General features: G+C 64.1%; 24 protein-coding genes. 16 read left to right on the plus strand and 8 right to left on the minus strand.

Features of this window, described 5'->3' with window-relative positions; genetic code table 11:
* Nucleotides 1–3: 3 nt before the first annotated feature.
* Nucleotides 4–888, minus strand: a complete 885-nt coding sequence (locus tag NCR39_RS13955) for a lipid A biosynthesis lauroyl acyltransferase (protein WP_250452693.1) — start codon at nucleotides 886–888, stop codon at nucleotides 4–6.
* A gap of 273 nt (nucleotides 889–1,161) precedes the next feature.
* Here NCR39_RS13955 and metK point away from each other — a divergent pair, with 273 nt between their 5' ends.
* Nucleotides 1,162–2,349, plus strand: coding sequence for a methionine adenosyltransferase (metK, locus tag NCR39_RS13960; protein ID WP_250452694.1), 1,188 nt, complete (start codon nucleotides 1,162–1,164; stop codon nucleotides 2,347–2,349).
* Nucleotides 2,350–2,433: 84 nt separating this feature from the next.
* On the opposite strand, the gene NCR39_RS13965 is transcribed toward metK, so the two are convergent.
* Nucleotides 2,434–2,784, minus strand: coding sequence for a hypothetical protein (locus NCR39_RS13965; RefSeq protein ID WP_250452695.1), 351 nt, complete (start codon nucleotides 2,782–2,784; stop codon nucleotides 2,434–2,436).
* A gap of 316 nt (nucleotides 2,785–3,100) precedes the next feature.
* On the opposite strand from NCR39_RS13965, the gene NCR39_RS13970 reads away from it, so the two are divergent.
* Entirely contained in the window at nucleotides 3,101–3,877 is a 777-nt protein-coding gene (locus tag NCR39_RS13970) for a phytanoyl-CoA dioxygenase family protein (RefSeq protein ID WP_250452696.1), read from the plus strand.
* Between the two features lie 10 nt (nucleotides 3,878–3,887).
* Here the strand turns inward: NCR39_RS13970 and NCR39_RS13975 are convergent, their stop codons facing one another.
* Together NCR39_RS13975 and NCR39_RS13980 are read right to left on the minus strand one after the other, a co-directional pair.
* Nucleotides 3,888–4,091, minus strand: a complete 204-nt coding sequence (locus NCR39_RS13975) for a DUF3185 family protein (RefSeq protein WP_250452697.1) — start codon at nucleotides 4,089–4,091, stop codon at nucleotides 3,888–3,890.
* 82 nt (nucleotides 4,092–4,173) lie between these two features.
* Nucleotides 4,174–4,968, minus strand: coding sequence for a mechanosensitive ion channel family protein (locus tag NCR39_RS13980; protein ID WP_250452698.1), 795 nt, complete (start codon nucleotides 4,966–4,968; stop codon nucleotides 4,174–4,176).
* A gap of 213 nt (nucleotides 4,969–5,181) precedes the next feature.
* Between NCR39_RS13980 and mgrA the strand changes: the two genes are divergently transcribed.
* The 12 genes from mgrA (at nucleotide 5,182) to NCR39_RS14040 (ending at nucleotide 18,458) form a co-directional block, all read left to right on the plus strand.
* Nucleotides 5,182–6,225: an L-glyceraldehyde 3-phosphate reductase gene (mgrA, locus tag NCR39_RS13985; RefSeq protein WP_250452699.1), complete on the plus strand. Its 1,044-nt coding sequence runs from the start codon at nucleotides 5,182–5,184 to the stop codon at nucleotides 6,223–6,225.
* Between the two features lie 360 nt (nucleotides 6,226–6,585).
* Complete coding sequence (locus NCR39_RS13990) at nucleotides 6,586–7,356, plus strand: ferredoxin--NADP reductase (RefSeq protein ID WP_040052776.1); 771 nt, start codon at nucleotides 6,586–6,588, stop codon at nucleotides 7,354–7,356.
* Nucleotides 7,357–7,676: 320 nt separating this feature from the next.
* On the plus strand, nucleotides 7,677–8,513 hold the full coding sequence (locus tag NCR39_RS13995; RefSeq protein WP_250452700.1) for a sensor histidine kinase: 837 nt from the start codon (nucleotides 7,677–7,679) through the stop codon (nucleotides 8,511–8,513).
* 9 nt (nucleotides 8,514–8,522) lie between these two features.
* Nucleotides 8,523–9,179: a response regulator transcription factor RqpR gene (gene rqpR / locus NCR39_RS14000; protein ID WP_250452701.1), complete on the plus strand. Its 657-nt coding sequence runs from the start codon at nucleotides 8,523–8,525 to the stop codon at nucleotides 9,177–9,179.
* 147 nt (nucleotides 9,180–9,326) lie between these two features.
* Nucleotides 9,327–10,760 carry a branched-chain amino acid transporter BcaP gene (gene bcaP, locus NCR39_RS14005; RefSeq protein WP_250452702.1) on the plus strand — a complete coding sequence of 478 codons (1,434 nt, stop codon included), beginning with the start codon at nucleotides 9,327–9,329 and terminating at the stop codon, nucleotides 10,758–10,760.
* A gap of 319 nt (nucleotides 10,761–11,079) precedes the next feature.
* Nucleotides 11,080–11,556: a (2Fe-2S)-binding protein gene (locus tag NCR39_RS14010; RefSeq protein WP_250452703.1), complete on the plus strand. Its 477-nt coding sequence runs from the start codon at nucleotides 11,080–11,082 to the stop codon at nucleotides 11,554–11,556.
* 55 nt (nucleotides 11,557–11,611) lie between these two features.
* Nucleotides 11,612–13,993, plus strand: coding sequence for a xanthine dehydrogenase family protein molybdopterin-binding subunit (locus NCR39_RS14015; RefSeq protein WP_250452704.1), 2,382 nt, complete (start codon nucleotides 11,612–11,614; stop codon nucleotides 13,991–13,993).
* 11 nt (nucleotides 13,994–14,004) lie between these two features.
* Nucleotides 14,005–14,811: an FAD binding domain-containing protein gene (locus tag NCR39_RS14020; protein ID WP_250452705.1), complete on the plus strand. Its 807-nt coding sequence runs from the start codon at nucleotides 14,005–14,007 to the stop codon at nucleotides 14,809–14,811.
* Nucleotides 14,811–15,719 (plus strand): AAA family ATPase, encoded by a 909-nt coding sequence (locus NCR39_RS14025; RefSeq protein WP_250452706.1) that lies wholly within the window; start codon nucleotides 14,811–14,813, stop codon nucleotides 15,717–15,719. The genes NCR39_RS14020 and NCR39_RS14025 overlap by 1 nt, the downstream gene beginning before the upstream one ends.
* Complete coding sequence (locus NCR39_RS14030) at nucleotides 15,683–16,915, plus strand: vWA domain-containing protein (protein WP_250452707.1); 1,233 nt, start codon at nucleotides 15,683–15,685, stop codon at nucleotides 16,913–16,915. The genes NCR39_RS14025 and NCR39_RS14030 overlap by 37 nt, the downstream gene beginning before the upstream one ends.
* Nucleotides 16,906–17,466, plus strand: coding sequence for an SRPBCC family protein (locus NCR39_RS14035; protein ID WP_250452708.1), 561 nt, complete (start codon nucleotides 16,906–16,908; stop codon nucleotides 17,464–17,466). Before NCR39_RS14030 ends, NCR39_RS14035 begins: the two co-directional genes overlap by 10 nt.
* On the plus strand, nucleotides 17,439–18,458 hold the full coding sequence (locus tag NCR39_RS14040; RefSeq protein ID WP_250452709.1) for an XdhC family protein: 1,020 nt from the start codon (nucleotides 17,439–17,441) through the stop codon (nucleotides 18,456–18,458). The genes NCR39_RS14035 and NCR39_RS14040 overlap by 28 nt, the downstream gene beginning before the upstream one ends.
* Before the next feature lie 41 nt (nucleotides 18,459–18,499).
* Here NCR39_RS14040 and NCR39_RS14045 read toward each other — a convergent pair whose 3' ends face one another.
* The 3 genes from NCR39_RS14045 to NCR39_RS14055 all read right to left on the minus strand — a co-directional run bounded on the left by NCR39_RS14045 (nucleotide 18,500) and on the right by NCR39_RS14055 (nucleotide 20,684).
* On the minus strand, nucleotides 18,500–19,222 hold the full coding sequence (locus NCR39_RS14045) for a PepSY-associated TM helix domain-containing protein (protein WP_250452710.1): 723 nt from the start codon (nucleotides 19,220–19,222) through the stop codon (nucleotides 18,500–18,502).
* A gap of 165 nt (nucleotides 19,223–19,387) precedes the next feature.
* Nucleotides 19,388–20,419 carry a serine/threonine protein kinase gene (locus NCR39_RS14050; RefSeq protein WP_250452711.1) on the minus strand — a complete coding sequence of 344 codons (1,032 nt, stop codon included), beginning with the start codon at nucleotides 20,417–20,419 and terminating at the stop codon, nucleotides 19,388–19,390.
* 52 nt (nucleotides 20,420–20,471) lie between these two features.
* Nucleotides 20,472–20,684 carry a hypothetical protein gene (locus tag NCR39_RS14055; RefSeq protein ID WP_250452712.1) on the minus strand — a complete coding sequence of 71 codons (213 nt, stop codon included), beginning with the start codon at nucleotides 20,682–20,684 and terminating at the stop codon, nucleotides 20,472–20,474.
* Nucleotides 20,685–21,017: 333 nt separating this feature from the next.
* Here NCR39_RS14055 and NCR39_RS14060 point away from each other — a divergent pair, with 333 nt between their 5' ends.
* Nucleotides 21,018–22,274, plus strand: coding sequence for an MFS transporter (locus NCR39_RS14060; protein ID WP_250452713.1), 1,257 nt, complete (start codon nucleotides 21,018–21,020; stop codon nucleotides 22,272–22,274).
* A gap of 208 nt (nucleotides 22,275–22,482) precedes the next feature.
* Nucleotides 22,483–22,665: a hypothetical protein gene (locus NCR39_RS14065; RefSeq protein ID WP_250452714.1), complete on the plus strand. Its 183-nt coding sequence runs from the start codon at nucleotides 22,483–22,485 to the stop codon at nucleotides 22,663–22,665.
* Nucleotides 22,666–22,710: 45 nt separating this feature from the next.
* Here NCR39_RS14065 and NCR39_RS14070 read toward each other — a convergent pair whose 3' ends face one another.
* Entirely contained in the window at nucleotides 22,711–23,415 is a 705-nt protein-coding gene (locus NCR39_RS14070) for a dienelactone hydrolase family protein (RefSeq protein WP_250452715.1), read from the minus strand.
* Between the last annotated feature and the right edge of the window lie 478 nt (nucleotides 23,416–23,893).

Consider the following 23,893-nt stretch of genomic DNA (forward strand, 5'->3'; position numbering starts at 1 on the left):
CGCTCAATAGAAACCGGGCTCGCCGGGCGGCCGCGTCTTGAAGCGCTTGTGGACCCAGTAATACTGCTCCGGAATGCGCGGAATCTGCTCTTCGAGAAATGCGTTCATACGGCGCGCGTCGGCTTCGTCGTCGCCGGTCGGATAGTTCTGCCACGGCTCGAAAATCTTCAGCCGATAACCCTTGTAGTTGGGCAGCACTTCGCCGATGAACGGCACCACTTGCGCCTTGCCCGTCTTCGCGAGCCGGCCGACCGCCGTTAGCGTGCACGTCTGAATACCGAAGAACGGCACGAACGTCGAATTGCGCATGCCGTAATCCATGTCCGCGCCGAGCATCACGGGCTTGCGGTCGCGCAGCCAGCGCAGCACGATGCGCGCGCTGTCCGCACGGCTCGCCATGTCCGCGCCGAAACGGGCGCGCTGCGTTTTCGCGACTTCCTCGACCTGCGGATTCGAAAACGGCTGATAGAGCGATCCGCATTGCCGATGCAGCGAGTAATTGAGGAAAATCGATCCCGCCTCGATGCCGACGAAATGCAGCCCGAGAAACAGCGTGGGCGGCAGATCGGGATCGGTGAGATCGACGGCGCTATCGACTTCGATCAGCTTTTCGAGCTTTTTCGCCGAGCCGAACCATTGCACGCTGCGCTCCACGTAGCTGCGGATAGCGTGGCGGAAATGCATCTGCGCGACCTCTTCGCGGCGCTCGGGCGTCCACTCGGGGAAGCAGAGCTCCAGATTCGTATGCACGATGCGCTTGCGCCGGCTCGGAATCTGATAAAGCAGCCAGCCTAAGCCGTCGCCGAAGCGGGCCGTGACGCCATAAGGGATGACAGCCAGAAACTTGAGAAAGCCAATGGCGAGCGAGACTCCGAGGCGCCCTAGCATGACGTGCCCCAGCGAACAGACGGGCCGCTGCGACGGGCGAAATATTGACGCGGGACGAATGACAACAAGCGTTCGGCTCTGTGAAAAAACGGGAAACCGGTATAATAAGACCTTCGCCGAGTTAATGGACAACTTGCGGGGCGAAGCCGGCTGAAGCCTGATGAATATCGGGCCCCAGTCCGGAGAAAGGACATCCGCTAAAGCGTCGCCGCTTCAGACTCCAAACGAAGCCGGCTACGTGAATCTCAACCGTACTCAATTGGAGTCTGAAGCGTGTCTAACGACTATCTCTTTACTTCCGAATCCGTTTCCGAAGGCCACCCGGACAAGGTCGCCGACCAAATCTCCGACGCCATCCTCGACGCCATCCTGTCGCAGGACAAATACTCGCGCGTCGCAGCGGAAACGCTCTGCAACACCGGCCTCGTCGTGCTCGCGGGCGAAATCACCACCACCGCGAACGTCGATTACATCCAGATCGCGCGCGACACCATCAAGCGCATCGGTTACGACAACACCGATTACGGCATCGACTATCGCGGCTGCGCGGTGCTGGTCGCGTATGACAAGCAATCGCCGGACATCGCGCAAGGCGTGAACAAGGCGCACGACGACAACCTCGACCAAGGCGCCGGCGACCAGGGCCTCATGTTCGGCTACGCGTGCGACGAAACGCCCGAACTCATGCCGCTGCCCATTCACCTGTCGCACCGTCTGGTCGAGCGTCAGGCGAACCTGCGCCGCGACGGCCGTCTGCCGTGGCTGCGTCCGGACGCGAAGTCGCAAGTCACCGTGCGTTATGTCGACGGCAAGCCGCACTCCATCGATACCGTCGTGCTCTCCACGCAGCATTCGCCGGACATCGATCTGCCGCAACTGCGCGAAGCGGTCATCGAAGAAGTCATCAAGCCGACGCTGCCGCAGGAACTCATCAAGGGCGACATCAAGTTCCTGGTGAACCCGACCGGCCGGTTCGTGATCGGCGGTCCGCAAGGCGATTGCGGTCTGACGGGCCGCAAGATCATCGTCGATACGTACGGCGGCGCGGCTCCGCACGGCGGCGGCGCGTTCTCGGGCAAGGATCCGTCGAAGGTCGACCGCTCGGCGGCGTACGCGGGCCGTTATGTCGCGAAGAACATCGTCGCGGCGGGTCTGGCATCGCGCGCGCTCATTCAGGTTTCGTACGCAATCGGCGTCGCGCGTCCGACTTCGGTGATGGTCAACACGTTCGGCACGGGCCGCGTGTCGGATGCGGAAATCACGAAGCTCGTGCTCGAGCACTTCGATCTGCGTCCGAAGGGCATCATCCAGATGCTCGACCTGCTGCGCCCGATCTACGAAAAGACGGCGGCGTACGGCCACTTCGGCCGCGAAGAGCCGGAATTCTCGTGGGAAGCGGCGGACAAGGCGCTCGTGCTCGCCGAAGCAGCCGGCACGGAACCGGTCGCTCGCGTGGCGTAAGCCGGCGCGGCTCGCAAAAGAAAAAACCGGCAGGCCTCACGCCTGCCGGTTTTTTTATGGCCGTTCGTCAAGCGATGCCGGGAATCAGCGCAGCGCGAAGTCGTACCAGCCCGCGCTGCTCGCCGATACGCGACGCGGCCGGCGGCTCGTCAGCTTCGCGCTCTTCGGCTTGGATGCCGGCGCGCGCAGTTGCATCGGACGGCGCAGCAGCGTTTTCAACGACACGCTGCGCGACGCCGCGCGCACGCGGATGTTGAAGAAGAATCCGCGAAACCAGGAGCGGATGCCATCGACCGGATGCACGTTCCTGATTTGCTCGGCGAGCGCCTGCGTGCGCGCCGAATGATGACGCAGCGCGCGGATCACGCCGCGCCGTGCGGGCCGCGCCGCGCTCGATGCCGCGCGTCGAAGGCCAGTGGCGATTCTTTGGGTCATGTCGGCAAAAGGTCCGTTTGCGTGAGGGCAAACCTGACGATAGTCCTCTCAAAATTAGCGTTCAACGTTTCGATTCACCCTCGTATTCGAAAGTTGCACCGAAACGATGCAGTCAATGTACAAGAGCTTTATTACTGCGTTAAGTCCGCGTTTTCCCTGCCGATCGTTGAAGCAAACGCTTCATGCAATCGGCGGAACGTCAGGCTGCACGGGTTCTTGCGGCATGTCCGACTTACAATGAACGTATTCGCCCCAATTTCGGGTATTGCGCTGGCTGCATGAGGCGATATGAACGCCGCGCCGAGGCTGAACGAACATGTCTGATCACACGTCGCTTAAATCGAAGAAAGAGCAAGTACAGGAGTTGCGCGAGACGGGCTTCGTCATCGTGAACGGGCTGGTGCCCGAAGCGCGATGCGACGCCATGCGCGAAACCGCGCAGTTGCAACTGGCCGAAGCCGCCGCGCCGGTGGAATACGAAGCCGATCTGCAATATCCCGGCGCGCCGCAATCGAGGCACGCGCCCGGCGGACAAACCGTGCGGCGCCTGCTCGACGCCTACGCGCGCCATCCGCTGTTCGCGGAATTCGCGACATCGCCGGAAGTGCGAGGCTGGATGGAGCTGTACTTCGGCGAAACGCCGTATCTCTCGCGCGCGCATCACAACTGCGTGATGACCAAGCATCCGGCGTACGGCAGTTTGACCGGCTGGCATCGCGATGTGCGCTACTGGGCGTTCGAGCGCGACGATCTCGTGTCCGCGTGGGTCGCGCTCGGCGACGAAACCGTCGATAACGGCGCGCTGTGGTTCGTGCCGCGATCGCATCGGCTGGCGTTCACGTCGGATCGTTTCGACGAAGCGAAGTTTTTCCGCTCGGACCTGCCGGAAAACGCCGCGCTCATCCGCACGGCATTTTCACCGGCGCTCAAGAAGGGCGATGTCGTGTTCTTCCACTGCAACACGCTGCATTCGGCCGGCAAGAATCTGACCGATCACGTGAAGTTCTCGCTCGTGTACACGTATCGCGGCGCGAGCAACGCGGCGCTGCCGGGCACGCGGTCGGCGTCGAAGCCGGAAGTGGCGCTGGTTTGAAGCGGCGGCTTCAGCGCTTCGAAGGCAGCGCGACGCCGATCAACCCGGCCAGACTCGCGACGATGCCGCCCGCGATCAGCCAGATCGTCTTGTTCGTCGGCGAGCCCGTGAAGAATCGCGATACGTCGTTGCTGAGCGAATGAAACGACTGGCCGCCGAAGTAAAGCAGCACGACGCCGCCGACTAGCAACGCAACAGAAATCGCCCGGGTCATGGGTGTCCTCGTTCATTTCAAGATAGGGCGCGCCAGCTTACAAGGCGCACGAAGGCGCGTCCAGCGCGTCCGGCGAATCCCGTCAGGCAGCGACGGGCACGCGCGTCAGCGGCTGAATCTGGCGCAGCAAGTCGGCTTGCACGTCGGCGTGATCGCTCGCGCGCGTCCACACACCGACGTTGAACTTGACGCCGGTATCGGTGTAATCGGTGACGGCGAACCACGGCGCCGACGCTCCGTCCTGAACGATGCGCGCATCCTGCGCCACCATGCGCCGCAGTTCGGCCAGCACGCGCTCGACGTCCTGTCCGTGTTGAGCGAGGAAATTGAGCACGACGCGGCGGCGCTCGTTCGCGCTGTAGTTCGTCACCGGATTCGCCCAGATGATGCTGTTCGGCACGTACATCACGATGCCATCGGCTTTCGTGAGCCGCGTCGTGAAGAGGCCGATCTCGTTGACGGTGCCCGCCGTCACGCCGATGCCCTCGATGTAATCGCCGACGCGAAACGGCCGCAGCAGCAGGAGCATCAGCCCCGCCGCGATATTCTGCAGCGTGCCCTGCAGCGCGAGCCCGATGGCGAGTCCCGCCGCGCCCAGCACGGTGAGAATGCTGGCCGCCGCGATGCCGAACTTGCCGAGCGCGGCGACGATGGCGACCACGCGGATCGCCCACATCGCGACGCTGGCGAGCACGGGCGTGAGCGTCGCATCGACATTGGTGCGGGCGAGCGTGCGCCGCAGCGCGTTCGACACGAGATTCGAAATCCACCAGCCGACGGCGACGATCAGGATCGCCATCAGGATGTTGACGCCGTAAGTCAGCCCGAGCGTGAGCATGAAGTCGTAGGCGGGGCGCAGTCTGTCGATTGAATCCATGGGTGAACTCCTTTCTTCGGATGGATGTTCGGCAAGGCGCGCGAGGTTCCCGCATAGCAGGACGGCACGCGTGCAACGCTCGCGCTGACGCCGATTGCCTTACCATTAACGGTTTTCGGCCGGAGGCGCGAGCGTATCGCGGCTGTCCGGGTGATCGACCGGTCACGCTTGTCAAAGTTAGTCCAATTCCGCAACCCGCAAAGGAAATCCGTCATGGCTTACGAAGCAGCTTCCGAGCGCTACACGCAGATGCAATACCGCACGTGCGGCAAGAGCGGGCTGAAACTGCCGGCGCTGTCGCTGGGCTTGTGGCACAACTTCGGCGATACCACGCCGCTCTCGACGCAGCGCGAGATTCTGCGCACCGCGTTCGATCTCGGCATCACGCATTTCGATCTGGCGAACAACTACGGGCCGCCGTACGGCAGCGCGGAAAGCAACTTCGGGCGTCTTTTCAAGGACGATTTCCGGCCGTATCGCGATGAGTTGCTGATTTCGTCGAAGGCCGGCTGGGACATGTGGCCCGGCCCGTACGGCCAGGGCGGCGGATCGCGCAAGTACGTGCTCGCGAGCCTCGACCAGAGCCTGAAGCGCATGGGTCTCGATTACGTCGATATCTTCTACTCGCATCGTTTCGACGCCGACACGCCGCTCGAAGAAACCGCCGGCGCGCTCGCCACCGCCGTGCATTCGGGCAAGGCGCTGTATGTCGGCATTTCGTCGTATTCGGCGGCCAAGACGCGCGAAATGGCGAAGCTGCTCGCCGAGCACAAGGTGCCGCTGCTGATCCATCAGCCGTCGTACAACATGCTGAACCGCTGGATCGAGCACGAACTGCTCGACACGCTCGACGATATCGGCGCGGGCAGCATCGCGTTCACGCCGCTCGCGCAAGGCCTGTTGACGAGCAAGTACCTGAACGGCGTGCCGCAGGACGCGCGCGTCAACAAGCCGGGCGGCGGGTCGCTCAAGCAGGAGCATTTGAGCGATGCCAACCTCGCGCACGTGCGCAAGCTGAACGAACTGGCCGAGCGGCGCGGCCAGAGCCTCGCGCAGATGGCGCTCGCGTGGGCGCTGCGCGGCGGGCGCGTGACGTCCGTGCTGATCGGCGCGAGCCGCGCGGAACAGGTCGCGGAGAACGTCGGCGCGTTGAAGAACCTCGACTTCAGCCAGGAAGAACTCGCGGAAATCGACCAGCACGCGCAGGAAGGCGGCATCAACCTGTGGGAGAAGCCGTCGACGGATCAGCGCATCTAAACAACGCGCTGCGGCCTTTTGACAGCAGGGTATTTCTGAATAGGCGCGGCGGCGGTTGCTATCATGCGGGTCGCAGGCTACTCATTGCTTTTTGGCAATAGATAGCCCTGCGGCCCGGCCGCCAGCGGTTCATGAGCCGAAGGCGCCACAGGCGCCGCCTCGGGACGCTTCAGTACGCCAAACGGCTATCGGGTAAAATATCCGATTGCGCTGCGGCACAGGCGCGGCCATCGAAGTGAAAATCGCGCGGGATTCGTGGACATCGAGCTCATCGAATTGTCCTTTCGCGCAGCGTCGAGCGTAGCGCCCTTCTGACGTCCAGCCCGTGAGCGTCACCGTTTTCGCCTAGTCCAAGAAGCCATGAGCAACCTTAACTCTCAAACCGTTCTGAGCGTCCATCACTGGACCGACACGCTTTTCAGTTTCACCTGCACCCGCGATAGCTCGTTCCGCTTTGAGAACGGCCAGTTCACGATGGTGGGCCTCGAAGTCGACGGCAAGCCGCTCCTGCGCGCCTACAGCCTCGCGAGCGCGAACTACGAAGAGCATCTCGAATTTCTGAGCATCAAGGTGCCGGACGGCCCGCTGACGTCGCGTCTGCAGCATCTGAAAGTGGGCGATTCCGTGCTGATCGGCAAGAAGCCGACGGGCACGCTCGTCGCGGACAACCTGCTGCCCGGCAAGACGCTGTGGCTGCTCTCGACGGGCACGGGCCTCGCGCCGTTCATGTCGATCATCAAGGATCCGGACGTCTACGACCGCTTCGACAAGATCGTGCTGACGCATACGTGCCGCTTCGTCGACGAACTCGCGTACAAGGACTTCATCACCGAGCACTTGCCGGCGCACGAGCATATCGGCGAAATCGTGTCGGAAAAGCTCGTGTATTACCCGACGGTGACGCGCGAAGAGTTCGCGAACCGTGGCCGCATCACGGATCTGATCGAAACGAAGAAGCTGTTCGCCGATATCGGCGTGGAGCCGTTCTCGATCGAAAACGACCGCGTGATGCTTTGCGGCAGCCCGCACATGCTGCGCGACACGCGTCAATTGCTCGACTCGATGGGCTTCCAGGAAGGCAGCAACAACCATCCGGGGCATTATGTCGTGGAGAAGGCGTTCGTCGGCTGATCGGCGGGACGTCCGCGCACCGGAAACCGGAGCTTCGTGCTCCGGTTTTTTTTCGCCCGCACGCGGCGTCTTGTTACAACTTGCGTAGGCGTTCTTCCTACAAATTCGTTGCGCCAATGTTGCTAACCGACTTGAAGTTCATGCGCGAAACCGTTGTCGTCTAATCGATTCGTCATAATTTTGAGATATGATGCGAACGATTAGATTGAGCGCGGAAAGCGCTTTCGTCCGTCTTCGATGTTACAGAGTGTAAATTCAGTTACGCCCGCTCGTGAGTCGGCCGAGGACGTAACTTCCGTTGCGCTCAAAGCGAGGGAACAATGAACACGTCGGCCATGGCCGCGCTCGATGAGCGCACCACGCCCCGCGCGAGCTTGCGCGGCGTCTCGTCATTGGCGATGGAGGCGTCGAATTCGCCTCTTTCCGCGCTCGTCGACGCCAAGCTGCGCGGCGATCGCGAGCTTCAGCGCCTGAACGCGCGTGTGCGCGAACTGACCGCGCAACTCGCCGCCGCCGACGAGCGCGCGCGCCGCAGCATCGCCGGCGATCTGCACGACGAAACCGGCGCCCTTTTCACCGCCGCGAATCTCGCGATCGGCCGCGCCGAATTTTTCCTTCCCGCCGATGCGCCCGCCGCGTGCGTCGAAGCGTTGCGTCAGGCGCGCGAATGTCTCGTCGAAGCCGCCGACGCGAGCCATCGTATCGTCGAAGGTTTGCATGCGCCGGCTTTCAACTCCGGATTCGCCGATGCGCTCGCTGACTGGATCGACAGGTTCGGTGCGCGCTCGGCGCTTCACGTAAATTTATCTTGTTCAGTTGAAATTCGGGTTCCGGGCGACATGGCGCTCGCGCTCTTTCGCGTCGCGCAGGAAGCGCTCGGCAACGTCGCGCGGCACGCGCGCGCGGAGCGCGTGACCGTCGCCGTCACCGCCGATGCGCACGGCGTGTCGCTCGTCGTCGAGGACGATGGCGTCGGCATCACACCTGCCGCGCGCCGCAAAACCGGGCGATTCGGACTCGCGGGCATGCGGGCGCGCTGCGAGGCGTTCGGCGGCAGCTTGCGCGTGGCGGCATCGAAAACGGGCGGCACGTCGGTGCGTGCGCGCCTGCCCTGGACCGCCGCGCCGCGCACCATGCTGCGCGCGGTCAACGCTTAAGGCGTGCCGATGACGCTCAAAGTCCTGCTCGCCGACGACCACGCCATCGTGCGCCGGGGCGTCGCGCAATTGCTGACGGAGCGCGGCGTCGCATCGGACGTGAACGAAGCGGAAACCGGCGCGGATGCGCTCGCGCTGGCGGCGCGCGGCGCGTACGACGTCGTGCTGCTCGACATCTCGCTGCCGGACATCAACGGCCTCGACGTGCTCAAGCGTTTGAAGCGCGACACGCCGACCCTGCCGGTGCTGATGTTCTCGATGTACCGCGAAGACCAGTACGCGGTTCGCGCGCTGAAGGCCGGCGCGTCGGGCTATCTGTCCAAAACCGCCGATCCCGCGCTCATGATCCGCGCGGTCCAGCAAGTCGCCGCCGGCCGCAAATACGTGAGCCCTGAAATGGCCGAGGCGCTCGCCACGTACGTCTCGCTCGACGCCGAGCGGATGCCGCATGAAAAGCTCTCGGACCGCGAATTCCAGACGCTGTGCATGCTCGCGTCGGGCAAGCGGCTGACGGACATCGCGCATGCGCTGTCGCTGTCGGTGAAGACGGTGAGCGTCTATCGCACGCGCCTGCTCGAAAAGATGAAGCTCGCGAACAACGCCGAACTCACGTTCTATGTGATGAGCAATCGCCTTGTCGACATGAATCCGGCCATCGCGGGATAGCGAAATTTTATCCCGCGCAGGATAAATGTAAAACGTCGTACCTAAAACGGGCACGTCGCCCCATTCGTGGGCATTCTCCTTTACTCCGCTAAAATGTCGGGTTTTCCCGAGGGAAGGCGCACCGCGCGCTGAAAGGAGACTTACCGTATGTCGTTGTTCCGCAAGAAAAATATCGAGCACATGCTTGCCGGCGCGCAAAGCACGTCTCTCAAGAAAACGCTTGGCGCGCTGGATCTCACTTTTCTGGGCATCGGGGCAATCATCGGCACCGGCATTTTCGTGCTGACCGGCACGGGCGCGGTGCAGGCCGGCCCGGCGCTCATGGTGTCGTTTCTCGTGGCGGCGATCGCGTGCTGCTTCGCCGCCCTCGCCTACGCCGAATTCTCATCGACGATTCCCGTCGCCGGTTCCATCTACACCTATTCCTACGCGACGCTCGGCGAACTGGCCGCGTGGATCATCGGCTGGGACTTGATGCTCGAATACGGGCTCGCGACGTCGGCGGTGTCGGTCGGATGGTCGGGTTATCTGCAATCGCTGCTTTCCGGCTTCGGCATCAGCCTGCCGACCGCGTTGTCGGCCGCACCCGGCGCGCTGCCGGGCCACGTCACCTACTTCAACCTGCCCGCCTTCCTCGTGATGATGGTCATCACGTGGCTGCTGTCGATCGGCGTGAAGGAATCGACGCGCATCAACAACATCATGGTCGCGATCAAGGTCACGGTCGTGCTGATGGTGATCGCGGTCGGCGTGTTCCACGTGACGCCCGCGAACTGGCATCCGTTCATGCCGCACGGCTGGTCCGGCGTGTTCGGCGCGGCGGCGGTGATGTTCTTCGCGTTCATCGGCTTCGATTCGGTGTCGTCGGCGGCGGAAGAAGTGAAGAATCCGAAGCGCGATCTGCCCATCGGCATCATTTCGTCGCTCGCCGTGTGCGCGGTGCTGTACGTGGCGGTCGCGGCGGTCGTGACGGGCATCGTGCCGGCGGCGCAGTTCGCGAACATCTCGCATCCGGTGTCGTATGCGCTGCAAGTGGCCGGACAAAACTGGGTCGCGGGTTTCATCGATCTCGGCGCGGTGCTCGGCATGCTCACCGTGATTCTCGTGATGAGCTACGGCCAGACGCGCATCATCTACGCGATGTCGCGTGACGGCCTCTTGCCCGCGAAGCTGTCGAGCGTGCATCCGCGCTACGCGACGCCGTTCTTCACGACATGGCTCGTCGGCATTTTCTTCGGGCTGATCGGCGCGCTCGTGCCGCTCAACGTGCTGGCCGAGCTGATCAACATCGGCACGCTCGCCGCGTTCTCGATGGTCTCCATCGCCGTGCTGATCCTGCGCCGCACGCATCCTGAACTGCCGCGCGCGTTCCGTTGCCCGGGCGTGCCCGTGGTGCCGGTTCTCGCGGTGGCGTCGTGCCTGTTCCTCATGCTCAATCTGGCGAAGACGACGTGGATCGCGTTCGTCGTGTGGCTCGTGATCGGCCTCGCGATTTACTTCGCGTACTCGCGTCATCATTCGAAGCTGGGCCGCACGGTCAGCCGCGCGGCAAGCCCGGAGCGCGAAGCCGTGACGCGCTGAACGCCTGCGCAATCCGCGAAAACGACGCCGCCCCTCGGGGCGGCGTTTTGCATTTCGGGCTGTCGGCGCGCGCGGAATACGCAGAATGCGCGGAATTCAACGACGGCACGGGCGTGCGCCTAATGGCGACGCCCGTCGATTTGTGTTTTACTCGCCGTGACACACGACACGAATTCCCCAGCCGGACGCTTAGCCCAAGCCAGGTTCAGGACGTGATGTAGTGCAGGCGCGAGCGGCGTGAGGCGGGTCCATCCCGGCAATATCGTGCAAGGACCGGAAAGGCGCGTGAAAGCGCCGCTCCGGCCTCAAGGAGACAGTCATGCCGCTCAGCATCAGCCTGACGGTCAACGGAAAACCGGTGACCGCGAACGTCGAACCGCATCTTCTGCTCGTCCAGTTTCTCCGCGAACAACTCAGACTCACCGGCACGCATATCGGCTGCGATACCGCGCAGTGCGGCGCGTGCACCGTTCATCTCGATGGCCGCGCGATCAAGTCGTGCAACATCCTCGCGGCGCAAGCCGATGGCATGGAAGTGACGACCATCGAAGGCATGAGCCGCGACGGCGAGCTTCATCCGATGCAGGCGGCGTTCAGGGAATGCCACGGCCTGCAATGCGGCTTCTGCACGCCGGGCATGGTGATGACCGCGGCCGCGCTCGCAGCCGAATCGCCCGATCTCTCCGAAGAAGAAGTGCGCGAGCAGCTCGACGGCAATCTGTGCCGCTGCACCGGCTATCACAACATCGTGAAAGCGGTTCTCCAGGGCGCCGAAAACATGAAGGCGCGCGCCTGACGCGAAGCCATCTCTGACAGATGTAATCGCGCCTAATGTCGACAGGAGAACCGCGATGAACGCACCTGAACAACAGAAACTGATCGGCGCCGGCGTCAAGCGCAAGGAAGACTATCGCTTCCTGACGGGCGCGGGCCAATACACCGACGACGTCGTCATGCCGCAGCAAAGCCACGGCGTCTTCCTTCGATCGCCGCACGCGCACGCGCGCATCCGCTCGATCGATATCGAAGCGGCGAAGGCGTCGCCGGGCGTGATCGCCATTTTCACGGGCAAGGATCTCGCGGGCGAGAACGTCGGCGGATTGCCGTGCGGATGGCTGATCCACAGCACCGATGGCTCGCCGATGCACGAGCCGCCGCATCCCGTCATCGCGCACGAGAAGGTGTTGCACGTGGGCGATCAGGTCGCGCTCGTCGTGGCCGAATCGCTGAAGGAAGCGAAGGACGCGGTCGAGCTGATCGCCGTGGACTACGAAGAACTGCCCGCGGTGGTCGATACGGCGAGCGCGTCGGATGCCGGCAAGCCGCTCGTTCACGACAGCGTGCCGGACAACGTCTGCTACAACTGGGGCCACGGCGACAAGGCGCGCACCGACGCCGCGTTCGCGCAGGCCGCGCACGTGACGACGCTCGATATCGTCAACCAGCGCCTCGTGCCGAACGCCATCGAGCCGCGCGCCGTCAACGCGAGCTACTCGAAGCACGACGACAGCTACACCGTCTACGTCGCGAACCAGAATCCGCACGTCGAGCGCTTGCTGATGGCGGCGTTCGTGCTGTCGCTGCCGGAATCGAAGCTGCGCGTGATCGCGCCGGATGTCGGCGGCGGCTTCGGCTCGAAGATCTTTCTGTATCCCGAGGATGTCGCGCTGACGTGGGCATCGAAGAAAGTGGGGCGTCCCATCAAGTGGGCCGCCGAGCGCTCCGAAGCCTTTCTCTCCGACGCCCACGGCCGCGATCACGTGACGAAAGCCGAACTCGCGCTCGACAACGACGGCAAGTTCCTCGCCATGCGCGTGCACACGACCGCGAACATGGGCGCGTACCTGTCGACGTTCGCATCGTCCATTCCGACGATTCTTTACGCGACGCTGCTTGCCGGTCAGTACGCGACGCCCGCGATCTACGCCGAAGTGAAGGCGGTCTTCACGAACACCGTTCCCGTCGATGCCTACCGTGGCGCGGGCCGCCCCGAAGCGACGTACGTGGTCGAACGGCTCGTGGAAACGGCGGCGCGCGAGCTGAACATCGACCCGGTGGAACTGCGCCGCCGCAACTTCATCCGCGAGTTTCCATACGCGACGCCCGTCGGCCTCACGTACGACACCGGCGATTACGACGCCATTCTCGATCGCGCGATCGAACTCGCGGATGTCGCGGGCTTCGAGAAGCGCCGCGAGGAATCGAAGCAGAAGGGCAAGCTGCGCGGCATCGGCTATTCGTGCTACATCGAGGCGTGCGGTCTCGCGCCGTCGAACGTGGCCGGCGCGTTGGGCGCACGCGCGGGTCTCTTCGAAGCGGGCGAAGTGCGCGTGCATCCGACCGGCTCCGTCACCGTGTTCACCGGCTCGCACAGCCACGGACAGGGGCACGAAACGACCTTCGCGCAAGTGGTCGCGGACCGGCTCGGCGTGGCGATCGAGAACGTCGAAATCATTCACGGCGATACGGGCCGCATTCCGTTCGGCATGGGCACGTATGGATCGCGGTCGATTTCGGTCGGCGGATCGGCCATCGTGAAGGCGCTCGACAAGATCGAAGCCAAGGCGAAGAAGATCGCCGCGCATCTGCTGGAAGCTTCGCCGCAGGACATCGAGTTCAGCAACGGCGTGTTCCGCGTCGCGGGCACGGACCGGACGAAGACGTTCGCGGATGTATCGCTCGCGGCGTACGTGCCGCACAATTTTCCGCTGGAGACGCTGGAGCCGGGTCTCAATGAAAACGCGTTCTACGATCCGACCAACTTCACGTATCCGTCCGGCGCGTACGTGTGCGAAGTCGAAGTGGATCGCGATACCGGCGAGACGCGCATCGAGAAATTCACCGCCGTCGACGACTTCGGCAACGTGATCAATCCGATGATCGTCGAAGGGCAAGTGCATGGCGGGCTGGGGCAGGGCATCGGCCAGGCGATGCTCGAACGCTGCGTGTACGACAAGGACAGCGGCCAGTTGCTGTCCGGCTCGTTCATGGACTACGCGATGCCGCACGCGAGCGACCTGCCGAGCTTCAACGTGGAGACCGCGAAGGGCACGCCGTGCACGCACAATCCGCTCGGCGTGAAGGGCTGCGGCGAAGCGGGCGCGATCGGTTCGCCGCCCGCCGTCATCAACGCGATCATCGATGCGCTCAGCGACCTCGGCGTGAAGGACCTGCAGATGCCGGCGACGCCGCATCGTGTATGGACCGCGATGCACGCCGCTCAACACGCCTGACGGAGACCGCCATGTACACATTCGACTATCAACGCCCGGACGAGGCGAAAGCGGCGGTAACCGCGCTCTCCGCCAACGGCGACGCCAAGTTCCTCGCGGGCGGACAAAGCCTGCTGCCGACCATGCGCCTGCGGCTCGCGCAGCCTTCGGCGCTGGTCGACGTGACGCGCATCGCGTCGATGAAAACGATCACGCTCGATGGCGGCAAGCTGACCATCGGCGGGGCGATGTGCCACGCGCAGGTCGCATCGAACGCGGATGTGAAGCGCGCGCTACCGGGACTCGCGGATCTCGCGAGCCGCATCGGCGACAGACAGGTGCGCGAGCGCGGGACCATCGGCGGTTCGCTCGCCAACGACGATCCCGCCGCGTGCTATCCCGCAGCCGTCCTCGCGCTGAACGCGACCGTCGTGACGGACCGGCGGCGCATCGCGGCCGACGACTTTTTCATCGGCATGTACGAGACCGCGCTCGAACCCGACGAACTGATCACCGCCGTCGAGTTTCCGCTGGCCGAGCGCGCGGGCTACGAGAAGTTTCGCAATCCCGCGTCGCATTTCGCGCTCGTCGGCGTGTTCGTCGCGAAGCTCGCGGATGGCGTGCGCGTCGGCGTGACGGGCGCGGCGCCTTCCGTGTTCCGTCCGAAGGAGCTGGAGGCGGCGTTGTCGAAGGACTTCACGGTGGCGTCGGCGCGCAGCGTGACGATTTCCGCCGACGGCCTCAACGACGACATGCACGCGAGCGCGGAATATCGCGCGCATCTGATTCCGGTGCTCGCGGGCCGCGCGATCGAACGCGCGATGTCGTTTTCGGCGTGATGCAGAGCGAGCCCGATTCGATCGACGACACGCTCGCCCGCCTGCGCGAGCATCAGTACTTCGCGAGCCGCGAGCTGGCGACGGCGCTGTTTCTCGCGTTGAAAATGCAGCGGCCGCTTTTTCTCGAAGGCGAGCCGGGCGTCGGCAAGACGGAACTCGCGAAGGCGGCGGCAGGGCTGTGCGGAACGACGCTTTTGCGGCTGCAATGCTACGAAGGTCTCGACACGGCGAGCGCGCTGTACGAGTGGGACTATCCGCGGCAGATCATGGCGTTGCGGCTCGCGGAGGCATCGGGCGAAACGCCGTCGAACGATTCGCTGTATCGCGGGGAGTTTCTGCTGAAGCGTCCGCTGCTTCAGGCGCTTTTGCCCGATCCCGACAACGCCGCCGCGCGCCGCGTTTTGCTGATCGATGAAATCGACCGCGCCGACGAGCCGTTCGAAGCGTTCCTGCTCGAATTGCTGTCGGACTTTCAGGTGTCGATTCCCGAATACGGCACGGTGCGCGCGGCGCGGCCGCCGCTCGTCGTGATGACGTCGAACCGCACGCGCGAAGTCCACGACGCGCTCAAGCGCCGCTGTCTGTATCAGTGGATCGGCTATCCGGAACGCGATGTCGAACTCGCGATCGTCGCGGCGCGCGCGCCCGAAGCGAGCCGCGCGTTGCAGGCGAGGGCGGTCGCGTTCGTCCACGAGTTGCGCACGATGGATCTGTTCAAGGCGCCGGGCGTGGCGGAAACCATCGACTGGTGCCGGGCGCTGGCGGCGCTGTCGGTGTCGGAACTGGACCCGCAATCGGTGCAGAACACGTTGGGCGTGCTGCTCAAGTATCAGGACGATCTCGCGCGCATGGATGCATCGACGCTCGCGCAATGTTTGTCGAACGCGGCGAAAGCAGCGAAGGCGTGACGATGGAACCGTTCGCGCGCAACGTCGTTCATTTCGTGCGCCTGTTGCGGGGCGCGGGGCTCGGCATGTCGCCGGCGCACGCGGTCGATGCGCTCGACGCGCTGCGGTTCATCGACCTGCGCCGCCGCGACGATGTCCGCGCGACGCTCGCGTGCCTGCTCGTTCACGCCGCCGACGAGCGCGATATCTTCGATTCCGCGTTCGATCTCTTCTGGCGCGATCCCGACTGGGAAGGCAAGCTGCGCGCGCTTTTGCTGCCGAAGGTCGAAAGCGGTGCGCCGCCGCCGAAGCGCAACAACCGTCTCGCCGATGCTTTGGCCGCGCGCTCCGGTCAGAAGACGGCGGCCGCGCCTGAATCGAAGCCCGAACAAACCTACGCGCGCATGAGCTTCAGTGCGCAAGAGCGGCTGAGTCATCGCGATTTCGACACGCTCACCGCCGACGAATGGCGCGCGCTGCGGCATCAGATTCGCGCGCATCGTGTGCCGCTCGCCACCGAGCCGACGCGCAGGCTCAAGGCGGCGTCGCACGGCACGCACGCCGATCTGCGCGCGAGCGCGCGCCAGGCCGTGCGCGCGGGCGGCGACTGGACCGTGTGGAAGTATCGCGCGGTGGTGGAGCGCCGGCCGCCGCTCGTCTTGCTGCTCGACATTTCCGGTTCGATGAGCGCGTATTCGCGCGCCGTGCTGTACTTCTGCCATGCGCTGCTGCAATCGCGCGAGCGCCTGCAAGTGTTCCTGTTCGGCACGCGCCTGACGAACGCGACGCGGACGCTGCGCGAGCGCGATCCCGATGTCGCGATCACCGCGCTCGGCGAACAGGTCGCGGACTGGTCGGGCGGCACGCGCATCGGGGCGGCGCTCGCGGAATTCAATCGTCGATGGGCGCGCCGCGTGCTTGCCGGCCGGGCGACGGTGCTGCTCGTCACCGATGGACTGGATCACGAAGCCATCGACGTGCTCGATGCAGAAATGGCGCGGCTCAAGCGCTTTGCGCATCGGCTCGTCTGGCTCAACCCGCTTTTGCGATACCCCGGCTTCACGCCCCGCGCGCGCGGCGTTCGCGCGATCCTGCCGCACGTCGATGCGATGCTCGCGGCTCACAACCTCGACAGCCTGGCCGCTGTCGGGCGGGAACTCGCGGCGCTGCCGGCGCGCGGTGCCCGCACGCATGGAGGAGATACGCGATGGAACTGACCGAAACGCATACGCTGCCCGTTCCGCAGGCGCGCGCATGGGAAGCGCTCAACGACACGGCGATCCTGAAGGCGTGCATTCCCGGCTGCGACAGCATCGAGGCGGACGGTGAAAATGCCTATGCCGTTGGGATGACTGCCGCCGTCGGCCCGGTCAAGGCACGCTTCAAGGGAAGGATGGAACTGACGGACATCGACGCGCCGCACACGTACACGATCGTCTTCGAGGGGCAGGGCGGCGCGGCCGGTTTCAGCAAGGGCACCGCGAAAGTGAACCTGGAACCGGGCGACGACGCCGACACCACGAAGCTCAGCTACAGCGCGAACGCGCAGGTGGGCGGCAAGCTCGCGCAGATCGGCTCACGCCTCGTGGATGGCGCAGCGCGTAAGATTGCAGCTGAATTCTTCAAACGATTCGGCGCGCAGTTGCAGGGCGCGAAACAGTCGAACGAAGCACAGGAATCGCAGGATATTCCCGCCGACGACCAATCCGGCGGCGAAAAGGAAGAGAAAGGAAAGAAATCATGGACAGCGTGGATCTCGAAGTCCTGAAACACAGCGCGCAATGGCTCGAAGAGGGCAAGCGCGTGTTGCTGGTCACGGTGGTGAAGACGTGGGGATCGTCGCCGCGGCCCGAAGGCGCGATGCTCGCGGTGCGCGGCGATGGGCACGTGGTCGGTTCCGTGTCGGGCGGCTGCATCGAGGACGATCTGATCGAACGCGTGCGGCAACGGGGCATCGAGCAGACGAAGCCCGAAGCGGTGAAGTACGGCATTAGCGCGGAAGAGGCGCACAGGTTCGGCTTGCCCTGCGGCGGCACCATTCAGCTCGTGCTGGAGCCGCTCACGCGCGAAAGCGGCATCGCAGAACTGTGCGCGGCGGTGGAAAGCGGGCGGCTCGTCGCGCGCACGCTCGACATGGCGACGGGCGCGGCGCATCTCGAACCCGCGCAGGCCACGGATGGCGTCGTCTTCGACGAAGCGACGCTGCTCACCATTCACGGTCCGCGTTATCGCATGCTCGTGATCGGCGCGGGGCAGTTGTCGCGGTATCTGTGCAGCATCGCGGTCGGGCTGGATTATCACGTCACGGTTTGCGATCCGCGCGTCGAATACACGGACGAATGGAACGTGCCGGGAACGACCATCGTGCGCACCATGCCCGACGACACCGTGATGGACATGAAACTCGACGAGCGTTGTGCCGTCATCGCGCTGACGCACGATCCCAAGCTCGACGATCTCGCGCTGATGGAAGCGTTGAAGACGCCGGCGTTCTATGTCGGCGCGCTGGGCTCGCGTCGAAACAACGCGGCGCGGCGCGAGCGTCTGAAGGAATTCGATCTGAGCGATGCCGAACTCGCGCGGCTGCACGGGCCGGTGGGAATTTTCATCGGCAGCAGAACGCCGCCGGAGATTGCCGTATCGATTCTCGCGGAAGTCACCGCCGCGAAGAACGGCGTTTCGCTGCCCGAACTGCTGCGCGTGGAAGGCGCGAAGGCGGCGCGCGAGGTGGCAGGCAGCAGCGAAGCGTGCGGCGTTTGATCATGCGGCAGCGGTCCGCTTGAGAAAGCGGCCCGCGCGCATCACATCAGGCCGCAGACGATCATCGCGACGAGCGACACCGTCACGATGGCCGCGCCCACCGTCTTGCGCTTGTTCAGCTCGGTCCACAGCAAGACGCCCGTCAGCGACAGCAGAATCAGACTGCCCGCGAGCGTATCGATGAGAAGCACCCAGCCGACGCTCAAGCCGACGCCCTTGTGCAGGTTCGTCATCATCGCGAGGAAGGTGTTCTCGGTGCGCTTCACCGAGACGAAGTTGTTGCCCACCCAGTATTCCGCCATCACGCTGCTGCCGGGCGTCGAGATCATGGTGGACCATTGCTCGGGCTGTATCGTGCTCTTGTCGCCCCAGCCGACGGCATGCGCCGGCTCCCGGCGCGTGCGGCCCAGATTGCCGTCGATTTTCAACTCGCGCTTGAGCCACACGCCCATGTCGCGCGGCGACTTGAAGCCGCCCGCCGGCAGCGCAAGCTGCATCTGCGAAACCTGCGGCTCGCCGGTGGAAATGCGCATCGGCGGCGCGCGATGGTTCAGCAGAAAGCCCGTCATGCCGAACAGCAGGCCGAGCAGCGCACCCCACAGGCCAACCCAGCCGTGCACCTTGCGCAGCCACTTGAGGAACGTGGAGCGGCGCGAGCGGTTCTTGCGAACGATCTGCTCGGCGTCGTCGATCAGGCGTCCATGCGGGCGATATTGAGTTGAGCCGCTCGTCGGCTGAGGATTGAGGGTGTCAGGCGCGTTCACGCGTCTCTCCGGAGTCGGGGCGTTCTTGGACGAAGCCGCGCCCCGATCGCGCATCAGACGCGGCAATCGAATCGCGGGCAAATGAGAATTGTTATCATTACATGCGCGATTGCGGAACACAATCCATTGCGATTGCCTGACAGTCCGCGTGTGTGACGAAAAATTTCAGACGGGCCAGAGCGGGCCTTCCTGTATCGCGCCGACCTGCTCGCGCAACTCGAGAATGCGGTCTTCCCAGTAACGCTGCGTGTTGAACCACGGGAACGCGACGGGGAAAGCCGGATCGTGCCAGCGGCGCGCGAGCCACGCGGCGTAGTGAATGAGGCGCAGCGTCCGGAGCGCCTCGATGAGATGCAGCTCGCGCTGATCGAACTCGCGGAAGTCCTCGTAACCGGCGAGCAGATCGGCGAGCGCGCCCGATGCTTCCGCGCGACCGGCGGGAAGCAGCAGCCATAAATCCTGAATTGCGGGACCCATGCGGCTGTCGTCGAAATCGACGAAATGCGGGCCTGCGTCGGTCCAGAGCACATTGCTCGGATGGCAATCGCCGTGCAGCCGAAGCTGCGCGACATCGCCCGCGCGCTCGAAACATTGCGCGACGCCTTCGAGCGCCATCTCCACGACGCGTTCGTATGCCTCGCGAACGTCGTCCGGCACGAAGCGATGCGTCAGCAGAAATTCGCGCGGCTCGTAACCGAATGTCTGGATATCGAGCGTCGGCCGCTCGCGATACGGCTCGATCGCGCCGACCGCATGAATGCGCCCGATGAAGCGCCCGAGCCATTCGAGCGTGTCGCGGCGGTCGAGGTCCGGCGCGCGTCCGCCACGCCGCTCGAAGACGGAGAAGCGAAAGCCGTCGAATTCGTGGAGCGTCGTGCCTTCGAACTCGCGCGCCGGCACGGCCGGAATCTCGCGCGCGACGAGGCTCGCGACGAACGCGTGCTCTTCGAGAATGGCTTCGTTCGACCAGCGTTTCGGGCGATAGAACTTCGCGATCACCGGCGGGCCGTCTTCGACGCCGACCTGATACACGCGGTTCTCGTAGCTGTTGAGCGGCAGCAGGCGACCGTCGGTGCGTGCGCCTGCGGGCATCAGGAGACCGTCGACGGCATCGAGCACGCGCTCGGGCGTGAGGCCGGCGAAGGGCGGGGCGTCGTCGTCGGACGCGCCGGTGGAATCGGGATGATGTGCGTTCATCCCGACATTGTGCCCCGCCTTCAGACGGCCGGCACGACGGCGAAATCGCCGCTCAATGAACGACCGTGTTCGAGGGGCGCACGACGTCGCCCGTATCGATCAGGTCTTCGAGAAAAAACGGCTCGGTATTGAGCAGCTTGGTCACGCCGGGCTCGCCCGCGTACCAGGCGACCATGGCCATGTCGCCAAGAATGCGCATGACGATGCCGCGCGCGCCATGAGGCACGGCAATATGCACGGAGCGGACAATCGAACCGATTTGCATGATGAATCCCCGTTTGCATGCCGGCGATCAACTGAATGATACGCCGGGCAAGTGTTGCACCCGCACAGGCTTTTTCACGGCTCGTGCACCGACAATCGCCGCGTCTTTGTTACGCAAAGCGCGACACGCGCGGCTTTCATGAACGATTGTGCGCTTACTTTAGCGCACGGCGGCGCGCGAACGCGATGCCGAAAGCCGTGAATTGTTGCCTAACGCAGACATCGCAAGCGCCAGACCTGTGTTGCGGCATGCAGAATGCGCCGCCGTATCAGGCAAAACCCTTAGGAACGGCGTATCGTTACGGGTTTCCCGTTTTAAGCGGAGACTTCATTCGTGAACGCTTCACCGGCGCCGCAGCGTCCCTCAACCGACGATTCGACCGTCTACCTCGAACGCGGCTCGCGCGCGTACTGGCGCGCGTCGCTCGCGCTGCTGTTCGCCGGGTACGCCACATTCTCGCTGCTTTACTGCGTGCAGCCGCTGCTTCCCGAATTCACGCGATCCTTCGGCGTCAGTCCGGCGGTGAGCGCGCTCGCGGTCTCGGTGAGCACGGCGGCGCTGGCCATCGCGATCTTCATCGCGGGATTCGCCTCGGAAAGCTGGAGCCGGCATCGGCTGATGACGCTGTCGCTGCTCGCGTCGTCCGTGCTGACGGTGATCGTGGCGCTGTTGCCGGACTGGCACGCGCTGCTCGTCGTGCGCGCGCTCGAAGGCTTCGCGCTCGGCGGCGTGCCGGCCGTCGCGATGGCGTATCTCGCGGAAGAAGTGCATCCCGAAGGGCTCGGTCTCGCGATGGGCCTTTACGTCGGCGGGACCGCGATCGGCGGCATGGCCGGACGCGTGATCAGCGGCGTGCTCGCGGATTTCTTCGGCTGGCGCGTGGCGATCGGCGGAATCGGCCTGCTCGGTTTGCTCGCGACGTTCGCGTTCCGCTCGCTGCTGCCGCCGTCGCGACGCTTCAAGCCGCGGCGCGGCGTCGGCTTCGCGCACCATCGGAACTCACTTGCGGGGCATTTGCGGCATCGCGGATTGCCGTTTCTGTTTCTCATCGGCTTCGTACTGATGGGCGGCTTCGTCACGCTCTACAACTTTGCGGGCTATCGGCTGCTCGGCGCGCCGTTTCGCCTGAATCAGACGGAGATCGGCGCGATCTTCACCGTTTATCTGACAGGCGTGGTCGCGTCGCCGTGGTCCGGCAAGATGGCCGATGTCTTCGGACGCGGACGCGTGCTCATGGCGAGCGTGCTGCTGATGATGATCGGCGTGGCGCTGACACTGTCGATGTCGCTGCCGGTCATCATCGGCGGGATCGCGTGCGTGACGTTCGGCTTCTTCGCCGGGCATTCGGTGGCGAGCGGCTGGGTCGGACGGCTCGCCGCGCAAGCGAAGGGACAGGCCGCCGCGCTTTATCTGCTCGCGTATTACCTCGGGTCGAGCCTGATCGGATCGTACGGCGGACACTTCTGGACCGCGTTCGGATGGCCGGGCGTCGCGGGTTTGATCGCGGTGTTGCTGGTAATCGGCTTCGCGTCGGCGGCGTATCTCAACGTGCGCGAACGCGCGGCGGCGCGTCTGACGAAAGCCGAATGAAATACGACGAAACCTAGGGTTTTACCGCGTCCGCTTAAAAAACTTCCGCGCGCGCCTTATTCCACAAGGGCGCGCGCGGCGAGGTCGCCTTTCGGCCATCCATCGTCCGGCAACGCGCGTTTGCATGCGGCCTATACTCGAATCGTCGATGCGGCGCGTTTAATGCGTGTGCATCGAGAACGAAAAGCAAGACGATGGGAGACGCACCATGACGTATTTCACGATCGGCGACTTCATTCTTGTCATTCCGATGGCGCTCGCTGGCGCGCTGTTTCTCGGCGCCATTCCATGCGCGTCGCACTTCAGGAACAATGTACTCAGGGCATTCGGCGCGCTCGTCGGCGTGCTCGTCGCGTTTCTGCTCGTGGAAGGATTGCCTGCGCTGATATGACGCCGCCGCAGCGACGTCATCCAAAAGGCCCGCGACGCCCGCTCTTTACAGATGCTCGCCCAGGAACGCCAGCGTGCGTCCGTGCGCGAACGCGGATGCCTTCGCGTTGTACGACGCGCGCTCGCCGCAGTTGAAGCCGTGATCGGCGTCCGGATACACATATAGCTCGGCGTCCGCGCGGCCCGCGAAGCGCTGACGAACGGCGTCGACGGCATCGGCGGGAATGTGGGCGTCGAGTTCGCCGTAGTGGAACTGGATCGGCGCTTTCACCTGATCGGCCTTGTCGAGCTGATTCTGGATGCCGCCGCCGTAGTACGCGACAGCGACGTCCACCGTGCCTTGCGCCGCCGCCAGATACGCGAGCCGGCCGCCGAAGCAATAGCCGATCGCCGCGACCTTGCCGCTCACTTCGGGCAGTGCGCGCAATGCCTTGGCCGCCGCGCCGACATCGGCGACGGCCGTATCCAGATCGGTCTTTTGCAGCAGTTCCATCGCTTTTTCGCGATCCGCGCCTTCATAGCCCAGTTCGACGCGCGGCTGCGTGCGCCAGAAAACATCGGGCGCGAGCGCGATATAGCCATCGGCGGCATATTGATCCGCGACGCTGCGGATATGCGAATTCACGCCGAAGATTTCCTGCAGGATGATGACCGCAGGTCCGGTCCCCGTCTTGGGCAGCGCGAGATAACCCTGGAAGCTGCCGCCGTCGGCGGGGATGTCGATCCAGCGGGAAGTCACGGAAACGGTCACGTCGATACTCCTTGCTTGTTGAATATGAGATGCAGGCGAGTGAGTGTGCCAGCTTTCCCTTTCAGTCGCCTGAGCGCGCACGCGTCGTCCGCGAGGCGCGCTGGCACGACGTTTGACGAAGCAGACGATTTTTAGAGGTCCATGTCTAAACGCAACGAGAAAGCGCGCTTATAAAACAGGCTAATGAAGATAGGGCGGCGGATTATCGGCAGCGTCGCGGGGAAGTTGAAGAACGCGTGAAGCATCTGCGCGCCGATGCGCTCGAAACCCGCATGGACAGTACGTTCGCGTCGAATCGCCACCACAAAGTCGCGTGCTTCTCAACTGGCCGTTAATCGGTAGTCACACCAGTATCTTAAAAAACTTCCCTAAATTAATTTGACAACCCTACACTTGCGCGCAGTGCGGATGGCGGGCGCCACGAACGGCCGCCGGAAGGACTTCCCAAGTGCATGACGATGCATCCGGCGTGGTCGTC

Source organism: Caballeronia sp. ATUFL_M2_KS44 (assembly GCF_023630965.1).
GTDB lineage: Bacteria > Pseudomonadota > Gammaproteobacteria > Burkholderiales > Burkholderiaceae > Caballeronia > Caballeronia concitans.

What these genes read in the sequence shown, in the direction of transcription:
- NCR39_RS13980 (WP_250452698.1), bottom strand. Translation starts at nt 4,968, where the DNA reads ATGGATTCAATCGACAGACTGCGCCCCGCCTACGACTTCATGCTCACG.
- NCR39_RS13975 (WP_250452697.1), bottom strand. Translation starts at nt 4,091, where the DNA reads ATGACCCGGGCGATTTCTGTTGCGTTGCTAGTCGGCGGCGTCGTGCTG.
- NCR39_RS14055 (WP_250452712.1), bottom strand. Translation starts at nt 20,684, where the DNA reads ATGCAAATCGGTTCGATTGTCCGCTCCGTGCATATTGCCGTGCCTCAT.
- NCR39_RS14020 (WP_250452705.1), top strand. Translation starts at nt 14,005, where the DNA reads ATGTACACATTCGACTATCAACGCCCGGACGAGGCGAAAGCGGCGGTA.
- NCR39_RS13955 (WP_250452693.1), bottom strand. Translation starts at nt 888, where the DNA reads ATGCTAGGGCGCCTCGGAGTCTCGCTCGCCATTGGCTTTCTCAAGTTT.
- NCR39_RS14065 (WP_250452714.1), top strand. Translation starts at nt 22,483, where the DNA reads ATGACGTATTTCACGATCGGCGACTTCATTCTTGTCATTCCGATGGCG.
- NCR39_RS14015 (WP_250452704.1), top strand. Translation starts at nt 11,612, where the DNA reads ATGAACGCACCTGAACAACAGAAACTGATCGGCGCCGGCGTCAAGCGC.
- bcaP (WP_250452702.1), top strand. Translation starts at nt 9,327, where the DNA reads ATGTCGTTGTTCCGCAAGAAAAATATCGAGCACATGCTTGCCGGCGCG.
- mgrA (WP_250452699.1), top strand. Translation starts at nt 5,182, where the DNA reads ATGGCTTACGAAGCAGCTTCCGAGCGCTACACGCAGATGCAATACCGC.
- NCR39_RS13970 (WP_250452696.1), top strand. Translation starts at nt 3,101, where the DNA reads ATGTCTGATCACACGTCGCTTAAATCGAAGAAAGAGCAAGTACAGGAG.
- NCR39_RS14035 (WP_250452708.1), top strand. Translation starts at nt 16,906, where the DNA reads ATGGAACTGACCGAAACGCATACGCTGCCCGTTCCGCAGGCGCGCGCA.
- NCR39_RS13990 (WP_040052776.1), top strand. Translation starts at nt 6,586, where the DNA reads ATGAGCAACCTTAACTCTCAAACCGTTCTGAGCGTCCATCACTGGACC.
- NCR39_RS14040 (WP_250452709.1), top strand. Translation starts at nt 17,439, where the DNA reads ATGGACAGCGTGGATCTCGAAGTCCTGAAACACAGCGCGCAATGGCTC.
- NCR39_RS14025 (WP_250452706.1), top strand. Translation starts at nt 14,811, where the DNA reads ATGCAGAGCGAGCCCGATTCGATCGACGACACGCTCGCCCGCCTGCGC.
- NCR39_RS14010 (WP_250452703.1), top strand. Translation starts at nt 11,080, where the DNA reads ATGCCGCTCAGCATCAGCCTGACGGTCAACGGAAAACCGGTGACCGCG.
- NCR39_RS14050 (WP_250452711.1), bottom strand. Translation starts at nt 20,419, where the DNA reads ATGAACGCACATCATCCCGATTCCACCGGCGCGTCCGACGACGACGCC.
- rqpR (WP_250452701.1), top strand. Translation starts at nt 8,523, where the DNA reads ATGACGCTCAAAGTCCTGCTCGCCGACGACCACGCCATCGTGCGCCGG.
- NCR39_RS13965 (WP_250452695.1), bottom strand. Translation starts at nt 2,784, where the DNA reads ATGACCCAAAGAATCGCCACTGGCCTTCGACGCGCGGCATCGAGCGCG.
- NCR39_RS13995 (WP_250452700.1), top strand. Translation starts at nt 7,677, where the DNA reads ATGAACACGTCGGCCATGGCCGCGCTCGATGAGCGCACCACGCCCCGC.
- NCR39_RS14030 (WP_250452707.1), top strand. Translation starts at nt 15,683, where the DNA reads ATGTTTGTCGAACGCGGCGAAAGCAGCGAAGGCGTGACGATGGAACCG.